The sequence below is a fragment of the Flavobacterium indicum GPTSA100-9 = DSM 17447 genome (assembly GCF_000455605.1).
GTDB lineage: Bacteria > Bacteroidota > Bacteroidia > Flavobacteriales > Flavobacteriaceae > Flavobacterium > Flavobacterium indicum.
Genome location: NC_017025.1, coordinates 1,082,220 through 1,099,837, shown reverse-complemented (window position 1 = coordinate 1,099,837; position 17,618 = coordinate 1,082,220). Strand labels below are relative to the sequence as shown.

Annotated in this window: 19 protein-coding genes; 17 read left to right on the top strand and 2 right to left on the bottom strand. The window is 34.0% G+C overall.

Translation table 11 applies throughout. From position 1 onward, the window contains the following. The first annotated feature begins 5 nt into the window (after positions 1–5). The 13 genes from KQS_RS04960 (at position 6) to KQS_RS04890 (ending at position 12,265) form a co-directional block, all read left to right on the top strand. A complete protein-coding gene (locus tag KQS_RS04960) occupies positions 6–1,265 on the top strand; it encodes a TolC family protein (RefSeq protein WP_014388106.1) in 1,260 nt (419 codons plus the stop codon). Next, a complete protein-coding gene (locus tag KQS_RS04955; RefSeq protein ID WP_041252001.1) occupies positions 1,265–2,269 on the top strand; it encodes an efflux RND transporter periplasmic adaptor subunit in 1,005 nt (334 codons plus the stop codon). The genes KQS_RS04960 and KQS_RS04955 overlap by 1 nt, the downstream gene beginning before the upstream one ends. Positions 2,270–2,280: 11 nt before the next feature. Further along, positions 2,281–2,580, top strand: coding sequence for a DUF190 domain-containing protein (locus KQS_RS04950; protein ID WP_014388104.1), 300 nt, complete (start codon positions 2,281–2,283; stop codon positions 2,578–2,580). 3 nt (positions 2,581–2,583) lie between these two features. Beyond that, entirely contained in the window at positions 2,584–5,712 is a 3,129-nt protein-coding gene (locus tag KQS_RS04945) for an efflux RND transporter permease subunit (RefSeq protein WP_014388103.1), read from the top strand. Positions 5,713–6,127: 415 nt separating this feature from the next. Next, positions 6,128–6,568: a hypothetical protein gene (locus KQS_RS04940; protein ID WP_014388102.1), complete on the top strand. Its 441-nt coding sequence runs from the start codon at positions 6,128–6,130 to the stop codon at positions 6,566–6,568. A gap of 196 nt (positions 6,569–6,764) precedes the next feature. Then, positions 6,765–7,805, top strand: a complete 1,041-nt coding sequence (locus KQS_RS04930; protein WP_014388101.1) for a hypothetical protein — start codon at positions 6,765–6,767, stop codon at positions 7,803–7,805. 3 nt (positions 7,806–7,808) lie between these two features. Further along, positions 7,809–8,237 (top strand): STAS-like domain-containing protein, encoded by a 429-nt coding sequence (locus tag KQS_RS04925; protein WP_014388100.1) that lies wholly within the window; start codon positions 7,809–7,811, stop codon positions 8,235–8,237. After that, the gene (locus KQS_RS04920; RefSeq protein WP_014388099.1) at positions 8,213–8,713 is read left to right on the top strand and encodes a hypothetical protein; all 501 of its coding nucleotides are present in this window, start codon (positions 8,213–8,215) and stop codon (positions 8,711–8,713) included. Before KQS_RS04925 ends, KQS_RS04920 begins: the two co-directional genes overlap by 25 nt. A gap of 187 nt (positions 8,714–8,900) precedes the next feature. After that, the gene (locus KQS_RS04915) at positions 8,901–9,701 is read left to right on the top strand and encodes a hypothetical protein (protein WP_041251999.1); all 801 of its coding nucleotides are present in this window, start codon (positions 8,901–8,903) and stop codon (positions 9,699–9,701) included. A 170-nt stretch (positions 9,702–9,871) separates the two neighbouring features. Further along, a complete protein-coding gene (locus KQS_RS04910) occupies positions 9,872–10,477 on the top strand; it encodes an ankyrin repeat domain-containing protein (protein WP_014388097.1) in 606 nt (201 codons plus the stop codon). Positions 10,478–10,652: 175 nt separating this feature from the next. Continuing rightward, positions 10,653–10,991, top strand: coding sequence for a hypothetical protein (locus KQS_RS04905; RefSeq protein WP_014387421.1), 339 nt, complete (start codon positions 10,653–10,655; stop codon positions 10,989–10,991). A gap of 167 nt (positions 10,992–11,158) precedes the next feature. Next, positions 11,159–11,728: a hypothetical protein gene (locus KQS_RS04900; RefSeq protein ID WP_157868390.1), complete on the top strand. Its 570-nt coding sequence runs from the start codon at positions 11,159–11,161 to the stop codon at positions 11,726–11,728. A 192-nt stretch (positions 11,729–11,920) separates the two neighbouring features. Then, complete coding sequence (locus KQS_RS04890; protein ID WP_014388094.1) at positions 11,921–12,265, top strand: hypothetical protein; 345 nt, start codon at positions 11,921–11,923, stop codon at positions 12,263–12,265. A gap of 54 nt (positions 12,266–12,319) precedes the next feature. Here KQS_RS04890 and KQS_RS04885 read toward each other — a convergent pair whose 3' ends face one another. Continuing rightward, positions 12,320–13,294, bottom strand: coding sequence for an IS110 family transposase (locus KQS_RS04885; protein ID WP_014388093.1), 975 nt, complete (start codon positions 13,292–13,294; stop codon positions 12,320–12,322). A 361-nt stretch (positions 13,295–13,655) separates the two neighbouring features. Between KQS_RS04885 and KQS_RS04880 the strand changes: the two genes are divergently transcribed. The 3 genes from KQS_RS04880 (at position 13,656) to KQS_RS04870 (ending at position 15,657) form a co-directional block, all read left to right on the top strand. Beyond that, positions 13,656–14,018, top strand: coding sequence for a hypothetical protein (locus KQS_RS04880; RefSeq protein WP_014388092.1), 363 nt, complete (start codon positions 13,656–13,658; stop codon positions 14,016–14,018). Positions 14,019–14,189: 171 nt separating this feature from the next. Continuing rightward, on the top strand, positions 14,190–15,047 hold the full coding sequence (locus KQS_RS14520) for a hypothetical protein (RefSeq protein WP_193790208.1): 858 nt from the start codon (positions 14,190–14,192) through the stop codon (positions 15,045–15,047). A 169-nt stretch (positions 15,048–15,216) separates the two neighbouring features. Beyond that, entirely contained in the window at positions 15,217–15,657 is a 441-nt protein-coding gene (locus KQS_RS04870; RefSeq protein ID WP_014388090.1) for a hypothetical protein, read from the top strand. Between the two features lie 153 nt (positions 15,658–15,810). On the opposite strand, the gene KQS_RS04865 is transcribed toward KQS_RS04870, so the two are convergent. Then, complete coding sequence (locus KQS_RS04865; RefSeq protein ID WP_014388089.1) at positions 15,811–16,806, bottom strand: IS110 family RNA-guided transposase; 996 nt, start codon at positions 16,804–16,806, stop codon at positions 15,811–15,813. Between the two features lie 236 nt (positions 16,807–17,042). Between KQS_RS04865 and KQS_RS04860 the strand changes: the two genes are divergently transcribed. Beyond that, positions 17,043–17,528 (top strand): hypothetical protein, encoded by a 486-nt coding sequence (locus KQS_RS04860; protein WP_014388088.1) that lies wholly within the window; start codon positions 17,043–17,045, stop codon positions 17,526–17,528. The last annotated feature ends 90 nt before the right edge of the window (positions 17,529–17,618 follow it).

Here is a 17,618-nt window from a genome sequence, read left to right as displayed (position 1 = left end):
GTGTAATGAAGTGTATTTTAAAATTCGTTTTCGGTGTTCTTTTATATTCTTTGCTATACAATCCTGTATATGCACAGACCAATTACACTTTGCAAAAGGCACTGCAAACTGCAAGGGCGAACAATCCCTACCTTAAAACCGAACAATTAAACATCGGTATTGCTCAAACTGATATTATTACTGCTAAACTTCGCCCAAACCCGATTTTGAACAATCAATCTTTGCAGTTAATGCAACCTTCGCAATTTCCTGCAAGCACGGATTGGTATAACGGACAAAACAGGCAGGTTTGGTGGCAATTGACCAAACCCTTTCAAGTAGCAGGACAACGAAAATACAAAATTGATGTTGCCAACAAGAATGTTTCGTTTGCTGAAAAAAATTATTCAGAAACCGAAAGACATATTTTTTCGGAAGTAGCCTCAAAATGGCTGGAAGTATGGACGGCACAAAAGCAATTGGAAATTATCCAAATTGCTAAAAGCAACATTGATAGCTTGGTTTTAACAAACCAAATCCGTTACAAAAATCAGGTCATTACACAAACCGATTTGTTCCGCACCGAACTTTTATCAAAGCAATATGCCATTCAATACAAAACAGCTTTGCAAGAGGTTATCAACCGCCAAAATGAATTGAAATTCTTGTTAGGTGTTCAGGAAGATTTAAGTATTGATGCGAATGATAATTTTTTGTTTACAATGCATCAAAGCATTGACAGTTTGCTCAAACAATCATTACAAAACAGAAGCGATATACAAACTGTGAAATCTTTGATTGATGTTTCAAACAGCAATATAAAATTGCAAAAATCGCTTGCCTTTCCACAACCTGAATTAGGTTTTATTTGGAACCCGCAAAATACCATTCCCTATTTCGGAATTTATGCCACCGTTGATTTGCCCTTTTTCAACCGCAATCAGGGAGAAATCAAAAAATCCTATCTGTTGAAAGACCAAGCCGAAACACAATTGTTTACCATTCAGACACAAATCCAAACGGAAATTTCGGTTGCTTTCGCTAACTACCAACTACAACAGCAAAACCTTGAAAGTTTTAATATGCTTTTGCAACAATCGCAAACCATTTTGGATAATGTAAAATACGCTTATTTAAAGGGTGGAACTACAATCATAGATTTTCTGGAAGCACAACGCAGTTGGTTGGAAACACAACAACAATACTATGATGCAATGCAAGCATACAGACAAAGCTACATTCAATTGCTTTACGCAACAGGTTTAATCAATCAATTGGCATTATGATGAAAAATTTAGTTTACATATTCTCATTTCTCTTTTTGCTCTCCGCTTGTGGAGGAAAAGAAAAGAAAGTATCGGAAAAACAAACTACCCCGACTGTTAGCAATAACGGAACAACAATTTCTTTTCCTGATGCTGAAAGTATTGCGTTTTTCAAAACCGAAAAAATCAGCAGCAGAAACATCGAAGCAGAATTAAACGCTCCGGGTAAGATTGCAGCGACAGTTTTACCATCGGGCGAAGGTGCTTCGCAAAACATTATTTTGTTTGATAATTCTGAACTGGCTGGAAATTACACGCAGTTAATACAACATCAAATCAATATCAGTCAAATTCAGAATATCAACATCAAACAAAAACAATTGGAATTAGGGCGAACCAAAGATTTACACTTGCACGGTGCAGCTACAGGGCAGGATTTACTGAATGCTCAAACCGCTTTATCAATGGAGCAAACCAATCTTGCCAACGAGAAAGCCGCTTTAATTGAGCACGAAACCAAATTGAAATCAGGAGGATTTAATCCTGAAGTTTTACGCAAGGCAAAAGCAGGAACTGCTTTTATCATTTGTGATATTCCCGAAAATCAAATCAGTAAAATCAAAGAAGGACAATCTTGCAACATCACTTTTACAGCATTTCCAAACGAAAAATTTACTGGAAAAATTGATGCTATTGCCGATATGGTGGACAATGCCACACGAATGGTAAAAGTGAGAATTTCAGTAAACAACGCAACAAGTAAATTGAAATCGGGAATGTTTGCTAATATTTCTTTTGGTTTGAGTGAAGGAAACTTTATCAGTATTAGCGAAAATTCGTTGGTAACTGTTCAGGGTAAAAATTATGTGTTCGTAAAAAAATCATCTACTGAATTTGAAAGGAAAGAAATCCAAACAGGGCAACAGATTGGCGATAAAATAATTGTGTTTAGCGGACTTAATAATGGAGAAGAAATCGCCATTGAAGGAGTAATGCAATTAAAAGGATTATCATTCGGTTACTAAAATTTATTTCAATGATACAAGCACAAATCTACATTGACAAAGACGAACTGAAAGGGACAAAACCCTTGCATCAGTTCATTATGCAATTGCTGATTGATAATGGAATTGCGGGAGCAACTTCATTTGTCGGTCATTCAGGTTTTGGCAGACATCATCGTTTGAAACAACCTGCACAACAATTTTCATTTGATGAAACACCAATGCTCATCGTATTTATAGATGAAGACAAAAAAGTAAAAGTAGCATTAACCGAATTAAGAAAGCAATACAGAGGTGGGTTTATAGTAACTCACATTGTTGAGCAATGGTAAATTATGATTAAAAATCTTCTCATATTTTCTCTCAAAAATCGCTGGTTGGTCGTGGCGATTAGTTTTGCATTAATGGCAGTCGGCTATTATTGTTTTACACAACTAAAAATTGAAGCATATCCTGACATAGCAGATACCAATGTAATTATCGTTGCTCAATATCAAGGTCGTGCAGCCGAAGAAGTGGAACAACAAGTGACCGTTCCTATTGAAAGAGCTTTACAAAACACACCTAATGTTTTAGACAGAAGAAGCAGAACGATTTTTGGTTTATCGGTTGTGCAACTCACGTTCAAAGACGGAACAGACGATTATTTCGCTCGCCAACAAGTGATGGAGCGTTTGGCAACAGCCGAACTGCCCGATGGCGTATCGCCTGAATTGGCTCCACTTTCAACAGCCGTTGGCGAAATTTTCCGTTATGTGGTGGAAGCACCGCCAAACTTTTCGCCCATTCAGTTAAGAGATTTACAAGACTGGGTAATTAAACCTTATTTGTTGCAAACAGCAGGTATTGCCGATATTACCACTTTTGGCGGACCGCTCAAACAATTTCATATTCTCACTTATCCCGACAAATTACGCAAATACAATCTTACACTTTCTGATGTAGAAAATGCGATAGTTGCGAACAATCAAAACACAGGCGGAAACATCATTGAGAGAGGTGGACAAGGTTTTGCCGTGCGTGGTTTAGGTGCAATAAAAAATGAAACCGACATTGAAAACATTGTATTAAAATCTGAAAACGGAGTTCCAGTTTTTATCCGTGATGTGGCAAGCGTTGAAATTGCACCGCCACAGCCAAGCGGAGTTTTGGGTTACACTGTTACAGATGACAGCGTAAATGTTAACAACGGAGTAGAAGGAATTATTTTGCTTCGCAGATACGAAAACCCAAGCGAAGTTTTAGCAGAACTTAAACAACGTATTGAAGATTTACAGGAACACGAATTGCCCGAAGGTGTAAAAATCAGAACACTTTACGACCGAAGTTTTTTGATTGACCATTCTTTACACACAGTAGGAAAAACTTTGTTTGAAGGCGTTAGCATTGTGATTATCATTCTGATTTTCTTTTTAGGAAGTGCAAGAAGTGCCTTGGTCGTGGCTTTGACTATTCCTTTCTCATTGCTTTTTGCCTTTATCATTATGCGATTTACAGGTATTCCTGCTAATCTACTTTCATTAGGTGCGATTGATTTTGGTATCATCGTGGATGGTGCGGTAGTAATGGCTGAACATCTCATTCGGAAATACCGAACGGCAACACCCGAAGAAAAGGAAAATGGAATTGTTCATATTACCTTGCTTTCTGCACAGGAAGTAGGGAGGGAAATTTTCTTTTCGGTAACGATTATCATTTTGGCATATATGCCCATTCTTTTAATGACAAGAGTGGAAGGCAAACTGTTTTCGCCTATGGCTTTGACATTGGCGTTTGCAGTTATCGGTTCAATGATTGCTGCTTTAACTTTTATTCCAGTTTTGATTTCATTTGTTTACAACAAAGCAATTTCAAACCCAGACAAACCTTTTAAAGAACATCGAAATAAAGTCCTTGAATTTGTAGAAAACATTTATGGTAAACTAATTTCAAGAATTTTAAAACACTATAAAAAAACTGTTTTTATCGGGTTTGGAATAGTATTGTTGCTTATTTCATTCGGTTTGAAATTAGGAACAGAGTTTTTGCCCGAATTAGATGAGGGTTCTATCTTTCTTCGAGGCAATTTCCCAGCGGGAATTACCATTCAGGAAAATGCCAAGTATGCACCAAAAATCAGAAGCATTATTTCCAAATATCCTCAAATTGCTTTTGTCATTACACAAACAGGACGAAATGATGACGGCACAGATCCATTTCCTGCCAATCGAAATGAAATTTTAATCGGGTTGAAAGATTATCATTTGTGGAGTGATACTATTTCAAAAAAGGAATTGGTAAAACAAATACGAACAGAATTAGAAAAAGAATTGCCGAGTGTAAAATTTACATCGGGGCAACCCATCATTGACCAGGTAATGGAAATCGTAACAGGAAGTGCTGCCGACCTTGCTGTTTCTATTGTAGGCGATGATTTGGTAATGATGCGAAGCAAGGCTGACAGTATTGCCAACATTGTAAAAGCAATGCAGGGAAGCGAAGGCGTGAATATTGAACAGGAAGGAACACAAGAGCAACTTGCCATAAAAATAAACCGTGAATATGCCGCTCGTTACGGCATTAATGTTTCTGACATTCAGAATATGATTGAAGCAGCTATTGGTGGTAAAAATATTTCGGTGTTGTATGACGGAACAAAACGTTATGATATTGTTATTCGCTACTTACCACAGTTTAGAAATAACATTGATGAAATTAAAAAACTATTAGTTTCTTCTGCCAATGGTGCATTAATTCCAATGGAACAATTAGCCGAAATTAATTTTGTGGAAGGACAAACCAATATTTACCGTTACAACAACAAAAGAATGGTAACGGTAAGAACGAACATAAGAGGCAGAGACCAAGGCGGTTTTGTGAAAGAACTGCAAAAGAAGATTGAAAATGAAATTCGCATTCCGAAAGGGTATGAAATAGTATATGGCGGGCAGTATGAAAATCTTGAAAGAGCAGGAAAGCAATTGGCATTGACAATTCCGCTGACTTTGATAATGGTTTTTGTTTTTCTCTTTATGCTTTACAAAAATTTCAAGCATACATTGATAACAACAAGCTGTGTATTGTTTGCTCTTGCAGGTGGAATTATTGCTTTACTCATTCGTGGATATTATTTCAATGTTTCCGCAGGAGTTGGTTTTGTTTCCATTTTCGGAATTTCAGTAATGGCTGGAGTATTATTAGTATCTGCATTAAACAGGGCAACATTTAGCAATTTAATTTCACAGACGCTCATCAACCAGACATCTAAGGAACAATTACGAGCAATACTTTCTATCCTTGTTTTAGCCATTTTAGGACTTGTTCCTGCTGCTATCTCAAGTGGTATTGGCTCTGACGTCCAAAGACCTTTGGCAACTGTTATTATTGGAGGACTGACAAGCACCTTAATTTTTGCACCGATACTAATACCGCCATTGTATTGGTGGATAAATAAGAATGGAAATAATCATAGGAAAAAAGAATAGCAACCGCACAGGGTCAAGCACATTTGCAATTCGCACAAGCCAACGCACAGACCAAAAATTGCAAAAGAGCTTGCCCCTTTTCCACCTTGACAAAAACTTCAATTTTTTTTCTTCCTTCCCTTCTAAAATTTTTTAAAACCGCTACCGCACAACCGACACATAAAGAAATAAACTCAGACCTAACAACGACAGCGAAACCCTTTACAGACCTGACTTATAAGACACGGACGACAGAACGCCAGCTGGTAACAGCGTGTTGCCGCAATGCGGGGTGACGTGCTTCGTAGGACAGGAAATCGTATATTTGAACCGTAGTGCTTCGATTGAACATTTGTGCTGAAAATCCCGCACTGCGGCAACACGCCAACCGTTGTGTGCAATAGCTTCCGAAACTGCAGAAATAAAATCCAGAATTATGAAACCAAAAATAATGTATATAGAAAATAAAACTGAAAGACATAGTGGTTTAGCATGGATTGGTATTGCTGAATTTTCAAAATCTGGACAGACAGTTTACTTTGACAATAAAGCATTAAAAAAGCTCAAAACAACAGGAATTAGTGGAAATCACTATAACATAGAAACTGGAGAAGAATATTGGATTTCTGGAGTTAAGAAAAATGGAGAAGATAGACATTGGGCTGGTGGCGGAAAAATAATGCTTGATAAAAATTGCATTGAAGAATATTTAAAAATAATCAATGCAGAAAATATTGACGATAAAAAATATATCATTGTTGAAATTAGAAAAACTGATAAAAGCAGATTTAACGAAATTGAAAACGCTGAATTGGAATTTGAAAATGATAGTCGCGAAGCAATGTATTGGGATAATAACCGTAAAAAGTTACTCTAAATTGCTACAGCACACAACAGGCGTTTGGCAAGATTGCGAATTTTTGTAGTAAATACACGTTTACATTTCGCAAGAAATTTTATCTTTAACAGAAAATAATCAGTTCCGAAGCTCGCAACCTCGCCAAGCGCCGGAACGTTAGGCACAAGTTTACTTGACGACTGAAATACATTCATATATAAAAAGAAAATTTTGAATGAAAAAAATTTACACAACAGAAAAATATAGACGATATAATTTAACCAAGAGCCGAAAAGGGGTAAAAAAAAGGAAAAAAGTATATAGACCTAACTATACTTCCTATAAGGATGCAATATCAAATATTAAAGATAAAGTTGTAGCTCCTGAAGACTTTAGACTTATAGAAAATACTGAAAAATGTTTAAAATTCTTTAGAGATATTAGAAGCAAAGAGTTTTTAACCAATATAAAAGGGGAAAAATCAGTTGAATTTACATTAGAAAAAGTTATTGAAATCGACTATGGTACAATTAGTATTTTAACTGCCATTAGTGATGATTTAAAATATAAAAACATCAATTTTAGGGGAAATTTGCCACCAAACGAAAAAAGTAGAGAATTTGTAATCGAATCTGGATTTTTAAATCATATGTTTGATTCACGTGGTAATAAAATTACAGTTAAGTCTAAATCTGATTTGATTTTTTTTGAAAAAGGTTCAGGTAAACTATTAGAAAAAGACAATAAGAAAATAAGTGAAATGGTTAAAAGTGCTATTTTACATTTAACAGGTGAATCAAAACATTGCCTTCCCGTAAAAACTTTAATATTGGAAATATGTGGAAACTCAATAGAATGGGGAAATACTTCAAAAAAACAATGGCTATTTGGTTTAAAATATGATGAAAACAAAGTTATTTTTACAGTAACTGATGTTGGTTTAGGAATTTTAAAAACCCTAAGAAAAAAGAACTTTCAGAAAATTAATGATGCTTTTACATTCAAAAGTCCTATGGAAATATTGATAGGAGCATTTCAAAAAAAATATAATTCAAGTACTATGGAAGAGAATAGAAATAAAGGCTTACCTTCAGTGAGATTGAACTATGAAATTGGTAATATCAAGAAACTAATAGTATTAACAAATGATGTAATTTTGCACTATGATAATCAGTTAAATTCAAAAACATTCAAAAAAGGTACACCTCGCTATAAAGGGACTTTTTATCAGTGGGAAATGGATTTGGATTGTGTTAAAAATATTTATAAAACATAAGAAATGGAAATTAGTATATTAGAAAATTTTAGTGAATATCCTGGTTTAAGGCATTGTAAAATAAGTGATAAATCAGGTGAAGAATTTTATCATTCAGTCTTAAATGAGAAATTTTATGAAGTGTTTTCAAATGATGAAAAATTAATTGTTGATTTAGATAATACAGGTGGTTATGCTTCTTCATTTCTTGACGAAGCATTTGGAAATCTTGTATTTGATTTTACTTTGGAAAAAGTAAAAAATAAGATAGAAATCATATCAACTCAAGAACCTCATTGGAAAGATATGATTTTAGACAAGACATTTAAAGAATGGGAAAACAGAAGATTACAAAAAGTAAATCCTGTAGTTACTTTAACACACAAACCTTGGTATCGTTTAGTTGAAAATAATTTAATAAAAGATGTATGGGAATCACCTGTTGTTGTGTAACTGAACCAATGTTTGATACTGCAAATTATATTGATATTATTGCAATAATAGTTAATGTGATACTCACAGTTTGGATTGTATTTGTGATTCAAGATAGATCAAACAATAAAAGAATTTTAAAAGATCATTATATTAATGAAATTAAAGAGTTAAAAAATGATTACAAAACATATTTAACAAATCTGTATAATTGTAAAGTTTCACCTAAGAACATTATTCCTTGGTTTAAACTTATGAATATAAAGGTTACTGATATTATGGAAGAAATCAACAGTATCTATAAAATAGATAAAGACACCTTAGGTCCTTATCAAAATGAATTAAGAGATTTATTAACAGACAATGAAGATTTCAACAATCAGTTTAATGATGAAAAATTAAATTTATCTTCTACTTCAAAAAATTCATTGATTAAATTTCAACAAGAGAAAAACAAACTTTTTAATCAAATTATATTAAAAATCAACAATTCTTAGAAAAAAACCTGTGCCTAACAGGCGTTTGGCAAGATTGCGAATTTTGTAGTAAATACACGTTTATTTCTCGCAAGAAATTTTATCTTTGATAGAAAATAATCGGTTCCAAAGTTCGCAACCTCGCCAAGCGCTGGGACGTTACCTGCAACCTTAGACAACTGCACATTAAGGCAAACAAAATATAAAAATGAAGTTTAAAAAACACATAGCAACAATAATTTTCCTTTTAATGACATCTATTTCTTTTGGACAAACTCAACTACTTAAAAAGTATGACTTTGACAAAGGAGGTTACTATCTAATTGGTGTTCGTTCTGAAAGTGACCGCAATGGTCTTGCAGACAGCCTAGGTGAATTTTACACTGACGACATTAGGATTTTGAACGCAATAAAAAAGGAATGGACATTTAAAAAACCAAGTCCGAAATATGCCTGCGGTTATCATTATGAAGTGGTAATTTGCAAAAATGGATTAGAATTAGAGAGTTTTTCAATCAACCTGAATTGTAACGAAATAGTAAGCGACAACGGCTATTTCTATTTTGAAACTCGACAGCTGAGAATGTTTAAAGACAGTTTCAAGAAACCTTTTAGAAAACAAGAAAAATTCACTTCGCTGACAGATGCGAGAAATTACAGGAAAAATATACTGAACGACACTACCCTTATATTGACACCCACTCCCACTTGGACAAAATATGAAGGGACGTTTGAATTCACTTATGTCTGTCCAAAAGGAAGTAAAGACTGTCTTGACAATGAAGAGAAGTTGCTAAAAAAATTGACGGAAGAAATAAAATTAAAATATCCTGGTGAAGAATTTGAACTTGAAGGCAGAGGCGGTTCAAGTTCAGACTTATTTGTAGAAGTAAAATGCAATAAAACGCTTGCAGACAAATTCTGTTTATATAAAAGAGATTTAGAGTTTGACAAATGGGAACCCTACAATTTGTGGTTTTATACATTTTGGACAGTTAGACAAAAATGACATAATGAAAAACACAGAAGAAAAGGCAGCAGGTAACAGGCGCTTGGCAAAAAAGCGGGTTCAGTGCTTATATGAAGTTATGTGCTTCGTATCAATTGCATTGCTTACAGACAGTTTTGTGCTTCGAAATCCGCTTCTTCGCCAAGCGCCGGAACGTTAGGCGTAATAAAATGACAAGACAAATAGTAATAGCAATTTTTCTGGTATTGACGACAATCAGTTGTTCAGACAAATCAGACGAATCCGTTAGAAGTCAAGACGACAACGAATTTATCGAAGCGCTGACTTATCATCATGAATTTAAAGTCTCTGCAATAATTGATGATTTTGCTAAGAACAAATCAATTGACAAAAAAATCAAGACTGAACGGGTGGCTCAAACCACCAATTACTGGACACCGCTTTGTTATGCTTGCTTCATCGGAAACTCTAAAGCGGTAAAATTACTTATTGAAAAAGGAGCAAATGTAAATTACAAAGACAGTAATGGTCAGACGCCACTAATTTTGGCATCAATAACAGGTAACATTGAGGAAATCGCACTTTTACTAAAAGCAGGTGCAGACATCAACGGAGTTGATATGAATAATAGCTCAGCATTAATTCACGCATCAGCAGAGGGCAATTTATTGACAGTAAAATATTTGGTCGACCAAGGATGCGAGCTGGAACCTAAAAATGGCGGACAAAATGCTCTTGACTTCGCAATATTCTATCAACATCAACAGGTAATTGACTATTTGACTGAAAAGGGACTTAAAAAATCAGGGACATAATTACTACGCCTAACACGGGCTTTGCGTTAGTGGGCGGACAGTGCGAATATAAACATTTAAGCAATTAATAAACGTTAGTGCTGGCAAACAGTTTACGGTTTCAAAAGCCCACCAACGCAAAGCCCGAAACCGTTAGCGGTAATTTTAAGAGACACTTCTGAAAAAAGAAAATACTATGAAACTAAAAATTTATATTCCTTTGATTATTATCATGATATTATTTTCTTCCTGTGACGAAAAGTTGAAAATAAAAGTAACTGAAAATAAAGATATCAAAATTGAACGTTACACAATAAGTACAATTACAAGTGGTCATAGATTTTGTGATATTACTAATAAACGATGGAACAAAACAGAAAGAATTTATGAAGCTGATTGGGGAGCAGGAACTGACAGTCTGTATATAAAAAATGATTCAATTCTGATTAAGGCTGACATAGAAAATGCTGTAATTTACGATTTAGCGGCAATAAAATTTGGCTACAAAATAGTTTTAATTGATATCGAAAAATAAAAACTTCCGCTAACAGGCGTTTGGCAAGATTGCGAATTTTGTAGTAAATTCAAGTTTATATTTCGCAAGAAATTTTATCTTTAGCAGAAAATAATCGGTTCCGTAGCTCGCAACCTCGCCAAGCGCCGGAACGTTATGTGCAACCCTAACAGACGACACTACTAACATTGACAGACACAAAAAAATATGAAATATTGGAAGCATTGCCGACTTACGTACCAATGTATATTCCTGTGACTGAAAATGACGAGACATTTTATTCAGAAGGTTTTCCAGTTCGCTTTTACAAATCTGACGGAACAGACTGGGTTGCTAATTTTAAACCAGGTTGGACAGACTTAAAAGAAATAATTGAATTTGAAAACTCAGAAAAACTATTAGTAATAGCTTGTGGAACTTGTTATTTAATGAACCCAGACGACACAAAGCCAATTGAAGTTTTCGGGGTTGGTTATTCTGAAGTTTTTAAAGCAAGCAATGACAGATTTGTATTGCAAGACCAAACCGACCTGACAATTATTGAGCCTGATGGAAATCATTGGGATACTGAAAGAATTTCGTGGGACGGATTATCCGAAATAAAAGTTGAGAATAATTTGGTATCAGGACTTGCATATAATCCTATGCACGATTCTGACGAATGGGTTGAATTCAAATATGACCTTGACTCAAAAACATTGACTGGAGGAAGTTACTATTCGTTTGAGAACAAAAAACCTTGGTGGAAAATATGGTGACGGACAGAAGGGCAGCACATAACAGCACCTACCCAAAAGGCGGGGTGTCGTATTCCAAAGAAAGTTTTGTAATCAAAGAAAGTTTAATTTTTCAAAACAAGTTTTGTGGTAAAAGTCCCGCCCTTCAGGTAGCTGCAAAACGTTATGTGCAAGCATACCAAAATTGCGTAAAACCAATCTCATAAACATTAAATGAAAAAAATCATAGCCGTAGTAATTTCAGTTCTTTTAATATTTTATTTTTTAAACCACTTTTTTACCAAATCCATGATTGTCGGCACTTATGTTAGTAACGACAATGCTAGAATTGACGGACCGAATAAAGGTGATACTTTAATACTTCTTGAAAATAATACCTTTAGAAGTCAAACTTGGGGAAAGGGCACTTACAAACTAGAAGGATCTTCAATTACTATCAATTACAATTATGAATTAGGAAAAGCTTCATATCAAATGGGAGTTCGCAGAAATTCCTCTTTGCAACCGAAATTAGTTTTTGACTTCGATTTGGAATCTTGTTTTGAAAAAGTTGATTAATGCCTGCACATAACAAAGAACTGTGCTTAAAAACAAATAAAAAATGATTTAATTTTAGTTTTTAACTATTAGTTTACTTCTGTAGTTTTCATTGTACTCTACTCCAGATTTTGCAATAGCAAAGGCTTGTTTTAAAAGCTTATTGCATACTGCTATTAAGGCCAATTTCTTGCTTTTACCTTTGTTAACTATGCGCTCATAAAGTTCTCTACATGCTTTGTTACATTTACAAGCCGTAAAACTACACATAAATAATAAATTTCTTAGCTTGGAATTACCCACTTTACTTATCCTAACCTTACCTTTTATACTACTTCCTGATTGCCTAATCACTGGTGTTAACCCACAAAATGAACACAATTGAGAACTATCCTCAAAGCGTTTAAATCCATCTGTTAAAACTAATAGCATCATTGCAGTCTTACGACCAATACCTGGAATACTCTCAACTTTAGTCAACATCTCTTGTTGTTCTGATTTGACCAAAACCAACAACTCTGCTTCTAGTAAACCAATCTCTTTTTGTAAATGTTTTAGACTCTTCTTCAAAGAACTAACCACTATTTTACAAGGATTACCCAATACCCCCTCTGCTTGTATTTTATTCTTTAAAGCAGCACTTTGCTTAGTATAAGTATCTAATAATCGTAACATCTGTAAACATTGCGTCTGGTATTTTGAATAACCAAACCATAAGGAAAGCTCTTGTTGCTGACCATACAAACAAATCATCTTAGCATCTGATTTATCTGTCTTTACTCTACTCAGCTTCATTTGAATAAAGCGCTTTATCGATAACGGATTTTCTACCGACACAGCAATATGATGATCTACTAAAAAATATGCCAATTGATAATGATAATAACCCGTAGCTTCCATCACACAATGTGAAGTGGCATCCAACAATTTCAAAAACTTTAAAAAGTCTTTTAAATTGTTAGAGAATTGATAATAATTACCAGAACAATCTACAACATCAAATGTGTCTTTACTGATGTCAATACCAAATGTTTTTTTATCTTTACTCATAAGAAAATGTTTTGAGAAAGGACAAACTACTTGTGTTTCATCACCTTAAAATCGAGATTAAATCTCACAGAACTGTTCGAAATATAAGTAGAAAAGAGAGGGGATTATCACTGTTGACGGAATCTAAAGTTCCTGCGGTTATCGTAAACCTTACTCCTCTCTTTTGTTCTTTCTGATTTATTCTTTAAATTTATAAATTGTAAACTTAAGGCGGTTTGGCACAATAGCTACATTCATCTTTACAACAACGTTCGATTTTCGCTGGAAAATCTTATCTTAGCAAGAAAATATACGTTCACGCAGCCGCTACTGCGCCAAGCCGCAAATCGTTAGCAGTAACCTTATTCCAACATTGTGTAAAATGGAGAAATTAAAATTTACTTTACTTAGTTTGTGTTTTGTGTTGTTTTCTTGCAAAAACGATATGAAATTTGAAAAATCAGGTTGGAATCAAAAAGGTGATTTAAATAGTTACAAGAATAGAGAAAATATGCTTGAAGACTTAACTAACAACCACAAACTAAAAGGAATATCATATTCAAAAGTAATTGATTTACTAGGCTTGCCTGAAAATTATTCCGATGAAAAATTCAACACATTGTCATATAATATTGTAACCGAATATGGAAATGATATTGACCCAGTATATATTAAAATTTTGGAAATAAAATTGACGAAAGACAGTATTGTCGAAAATTATAAAATAGTCGAAATCGAAAATTAAAGGCTACTGCTAACAGGCGTTTGGCAAGATTGCGAATTTTGTAGTAAATTCACGTTTACATTTCGCAAGAAATTTTATCTTTGATAGAAAATAATCGGTTCCGAAGTTCGCAACCTCGCCAAGCGCCGGAACGTTGGCAGTAGTTTTAAAAAACAGACAATAATGAAAATAATGACAAGACTAACAAGCATTTTATTCGTTCTGACTTTATGGACGACAACCGTAAACGGACAAGATTTTTTTGAAGATGGAAGTATGAAACTAACAGAAGTTTCTACCGACAAAAAATATGGTTACGAACCTAATCATAAGACCTCGATTAAAGTAGGAAAAATTGAAAATGAACAAGCCTATTTGAAAGCATTACGTGGACCTAATGGTGAAGCTGTTCAATTTAGACGTGTGTCAAGTTGTTGTGAATTCAAAAGCAAATCAGCGGCTTTTGGTAAAGGACTATTGGACAAATATGAAGTTTATTATCAAGGACTTAAAGAGCCGAGTATTTTATACGTTAACGGATATGACTATGAAAGTCCAAAAGCACCTTTTGGTTTTACATTTGTCACAGCTGACAAAATAGAAAAACCAACAATTTTTCCAGCGGACAGTATATTGAAAGTTAGCTTTTGCAATGCACAGACACAATATGCAGTAGGAAAAGAGTTCTTACTAAAAGAAAAAATTGGAGAAAAACCAGAACCCGATACAAATCCAATCTTTGAAGGCGGACTTGAAGAATTGAAAAAATATTTTGCTGACAAGCCATTGCCAGATGAACGAGTTAAAGATGCAGTTTTTAGAGTTGCTATTGCATTTGTTGTTGACTGTAATGGTAAAGCGGGAAATTTTATGATTATAACAAAAGGGAAAGGACTTGCAGAAACTTTTGCAAACCAGGTTTTAGAGAGAGTAAACAGTATGCCGCAAAATTGGAAATCCGCAACTAAAAACGGAGAAAATGTAGATTGCTATCAAGTTCTATCATTCACTGTAACAGGTGGACAACTTGACAAAGTATCATACAGATGACGAAAGGAAGAAAAACTTCTGCCAACAGCCGTTTGCCGCAATGGGGGCTGACGTGGTTAATCCAAGTGCAGTGCTTCTATCAACATTTGTACTTGGTTGACAGTGAAGTGCTCCGAAATCCCCCACTGCGGCAAGCGGCAAAACGTTAGGCGTCATTCAGAAAAACGTTATGGAGAAAAACCTTAAGAATAGAATAAATAAATTTGCTGAAAGGTTCAACTACAATGTGGTTTATCAAAAAGAAGATTTGGTTTTGACAAATTATAAGCAAGTAATTAGAATCCGAGAGGAAAAAAAATCTAAAAACTTACTTAGTATTGAGATGAATGAAAATGAAAAGACGATAGTAATACCTGAAGAATTCATTTTTGAAATACTTTATAAATTTTTTCATCGAACTTCAGAATTTGACATTGAATTGAATCCGGGAAAAGTTTTGAACATACAAGACTTTTGTGAGATTGAGTACCTTTCAAAAGATTGGCTCGAAAAAGCGAGAGAGAAAAAATCATCTGGTGGAAACAGAATTTTATTTGAATTTTATAACGACTATTTAATTCTCGTAGATGATTTAAATTATTTTAAAACGAATATATTGATAATGGATTAGAACGTCGCCTAACAGGCGTTTGGCAAGATTGCGAATTTTGAAGTAAAATCACGTTTACATTTCGCAAGAAATTTTATCTTTAACAGAAAATAATCGGTTCCGTAGCTCGCAACCTCGCCAAGCGCCGGAACGTCCAAGATCAAATCCAAATTTTTAAGCTAAAAATTTATTCATTTCTACATAAGGCGTTCTTCTGTTAACAGTTGCGAATATTCTCGATACTATTTTGTTTCTAATTATGTTTAAAACTACCATTTTTGGTTTCCCTTCTTCTACTCTTTTTTGGTAATATATTTTAAGCTCTTTATCGTGCTGAATGGCACTTATAGCTGACATAGACAACAAACTCTTCATCTTTCGATCACTTATGGGATGGATTTTATTTCTTCCATGTATGCTCGTTCCAGATTGGTATGGATAAGGAACCAAACCGCAATAGGCTGCAAACTGCCGTGAGCTCTCAAACCGTGTATAGTTGTGTGTATGTAACAACATCTGAACAGCTAGAACCATTCCTACACCTTTAACAGTTTTAGAAAGTTTATAACTGGTAATCATTGTGTTATCTTGTTTTATAAGCTCATTCATGGCTTTTTCTGTTGATGTAATTTGCTTTTCTAAATAAGCTATATTCTCTTTTAAGATCCCAACTGAAACATCATTTACTTGGTCTAAAACTATGTCAATCATACCTTTCAAAAGATTTTTACTTGCCGTTTGTTGTTTTATTAATTGTTCCCGTAAACTCATCATACGTTGTAACTCTATTAATTTTTTGGCTGGTGGAACCGACGGAATTAACTCATCACGTCTAAGCCATGCATAATTAGCTATTTCCCATGCATCAGCTTTGTCGCTTTTGCCTCGTTTTAAACCCATAGACCTCTTGATTTCTATAGCGTTAATACAACAATAAGCATGCTTGTTTTCATAAAGAAAATAACTCAACATTAAACAATACCATCCAGTATGCTCAAAGCAAAATAGACTTTGATCTAAATTGATTTTCTGTTTCATTAGCCAAGTAATAATTTGTTTAAATCCTTTTGTATCATTACTAAACTGCTTATGAATATTGGTAGTTCTTACCATGACATCCAAGGTTAATTTTGATACATCAATACCAATGGTTTCTGTTACTTTTTTCATACATTTGTTTTTAAGTTAAATAAATCCTTGCTGTGCTATCGCCTTTAACGGGTCTAAAAACCCAACATTCCAAGTAGTACTTGCAAGTCCGAAGAGGGAAACAGGTCTTATGCGGCTTATAGGTCATTACCCTAAGAAACGTTTTAGTTCACCTGTTTCCTATTCGGAAAATTAGCTATTTATTTATTAATGCAAACTAAAGGCGGAACGTTAGTGGCGATTTTCACAAAAACGATATGAAGAACATATTTATTATATTACTTTTTCTCCAATACACAGGATATTCTCAAAATATCAGTTTGGATGAAATTCTCTTTATGAAAAGCGAAAACTTAGACAGCGTTAGGAATTTACTAACCAAAAAAGGTTGGTTTGTTTTTTCTGAATTACAGCCGACCAAAAATGAATCTGGAATATTTGTCTTCGCCGTAAAAAACGAATGGAAAGATAAAAATATGGATTTTTCCACAAATGAATCTTTTGTAGAATATCATTTTACTCTAAAATCACATGTAGATAAAATTAATTATAAAACTGGATCAAAAAAAAATTATAAAAATCTTGTAAAAAGACTTAGAGAACTAAATTATAAACCAATTTTAAAAAAATCCTCTGAAACAATTTACAGTGATGGAAAAAATACAGTCACAATTGAAGTTATTAATAATGCAAGAGTAAAAAATTTCTATGTTATAACTTTGATAAATAAATCGACAGTCTAAAACAAAACCGCCACTAACAGCAGTTACAAGAAATTGCTAAGCATGGGATTTATCAGAAATGATAATTGTTGAAACAAAGTTTTGACTATA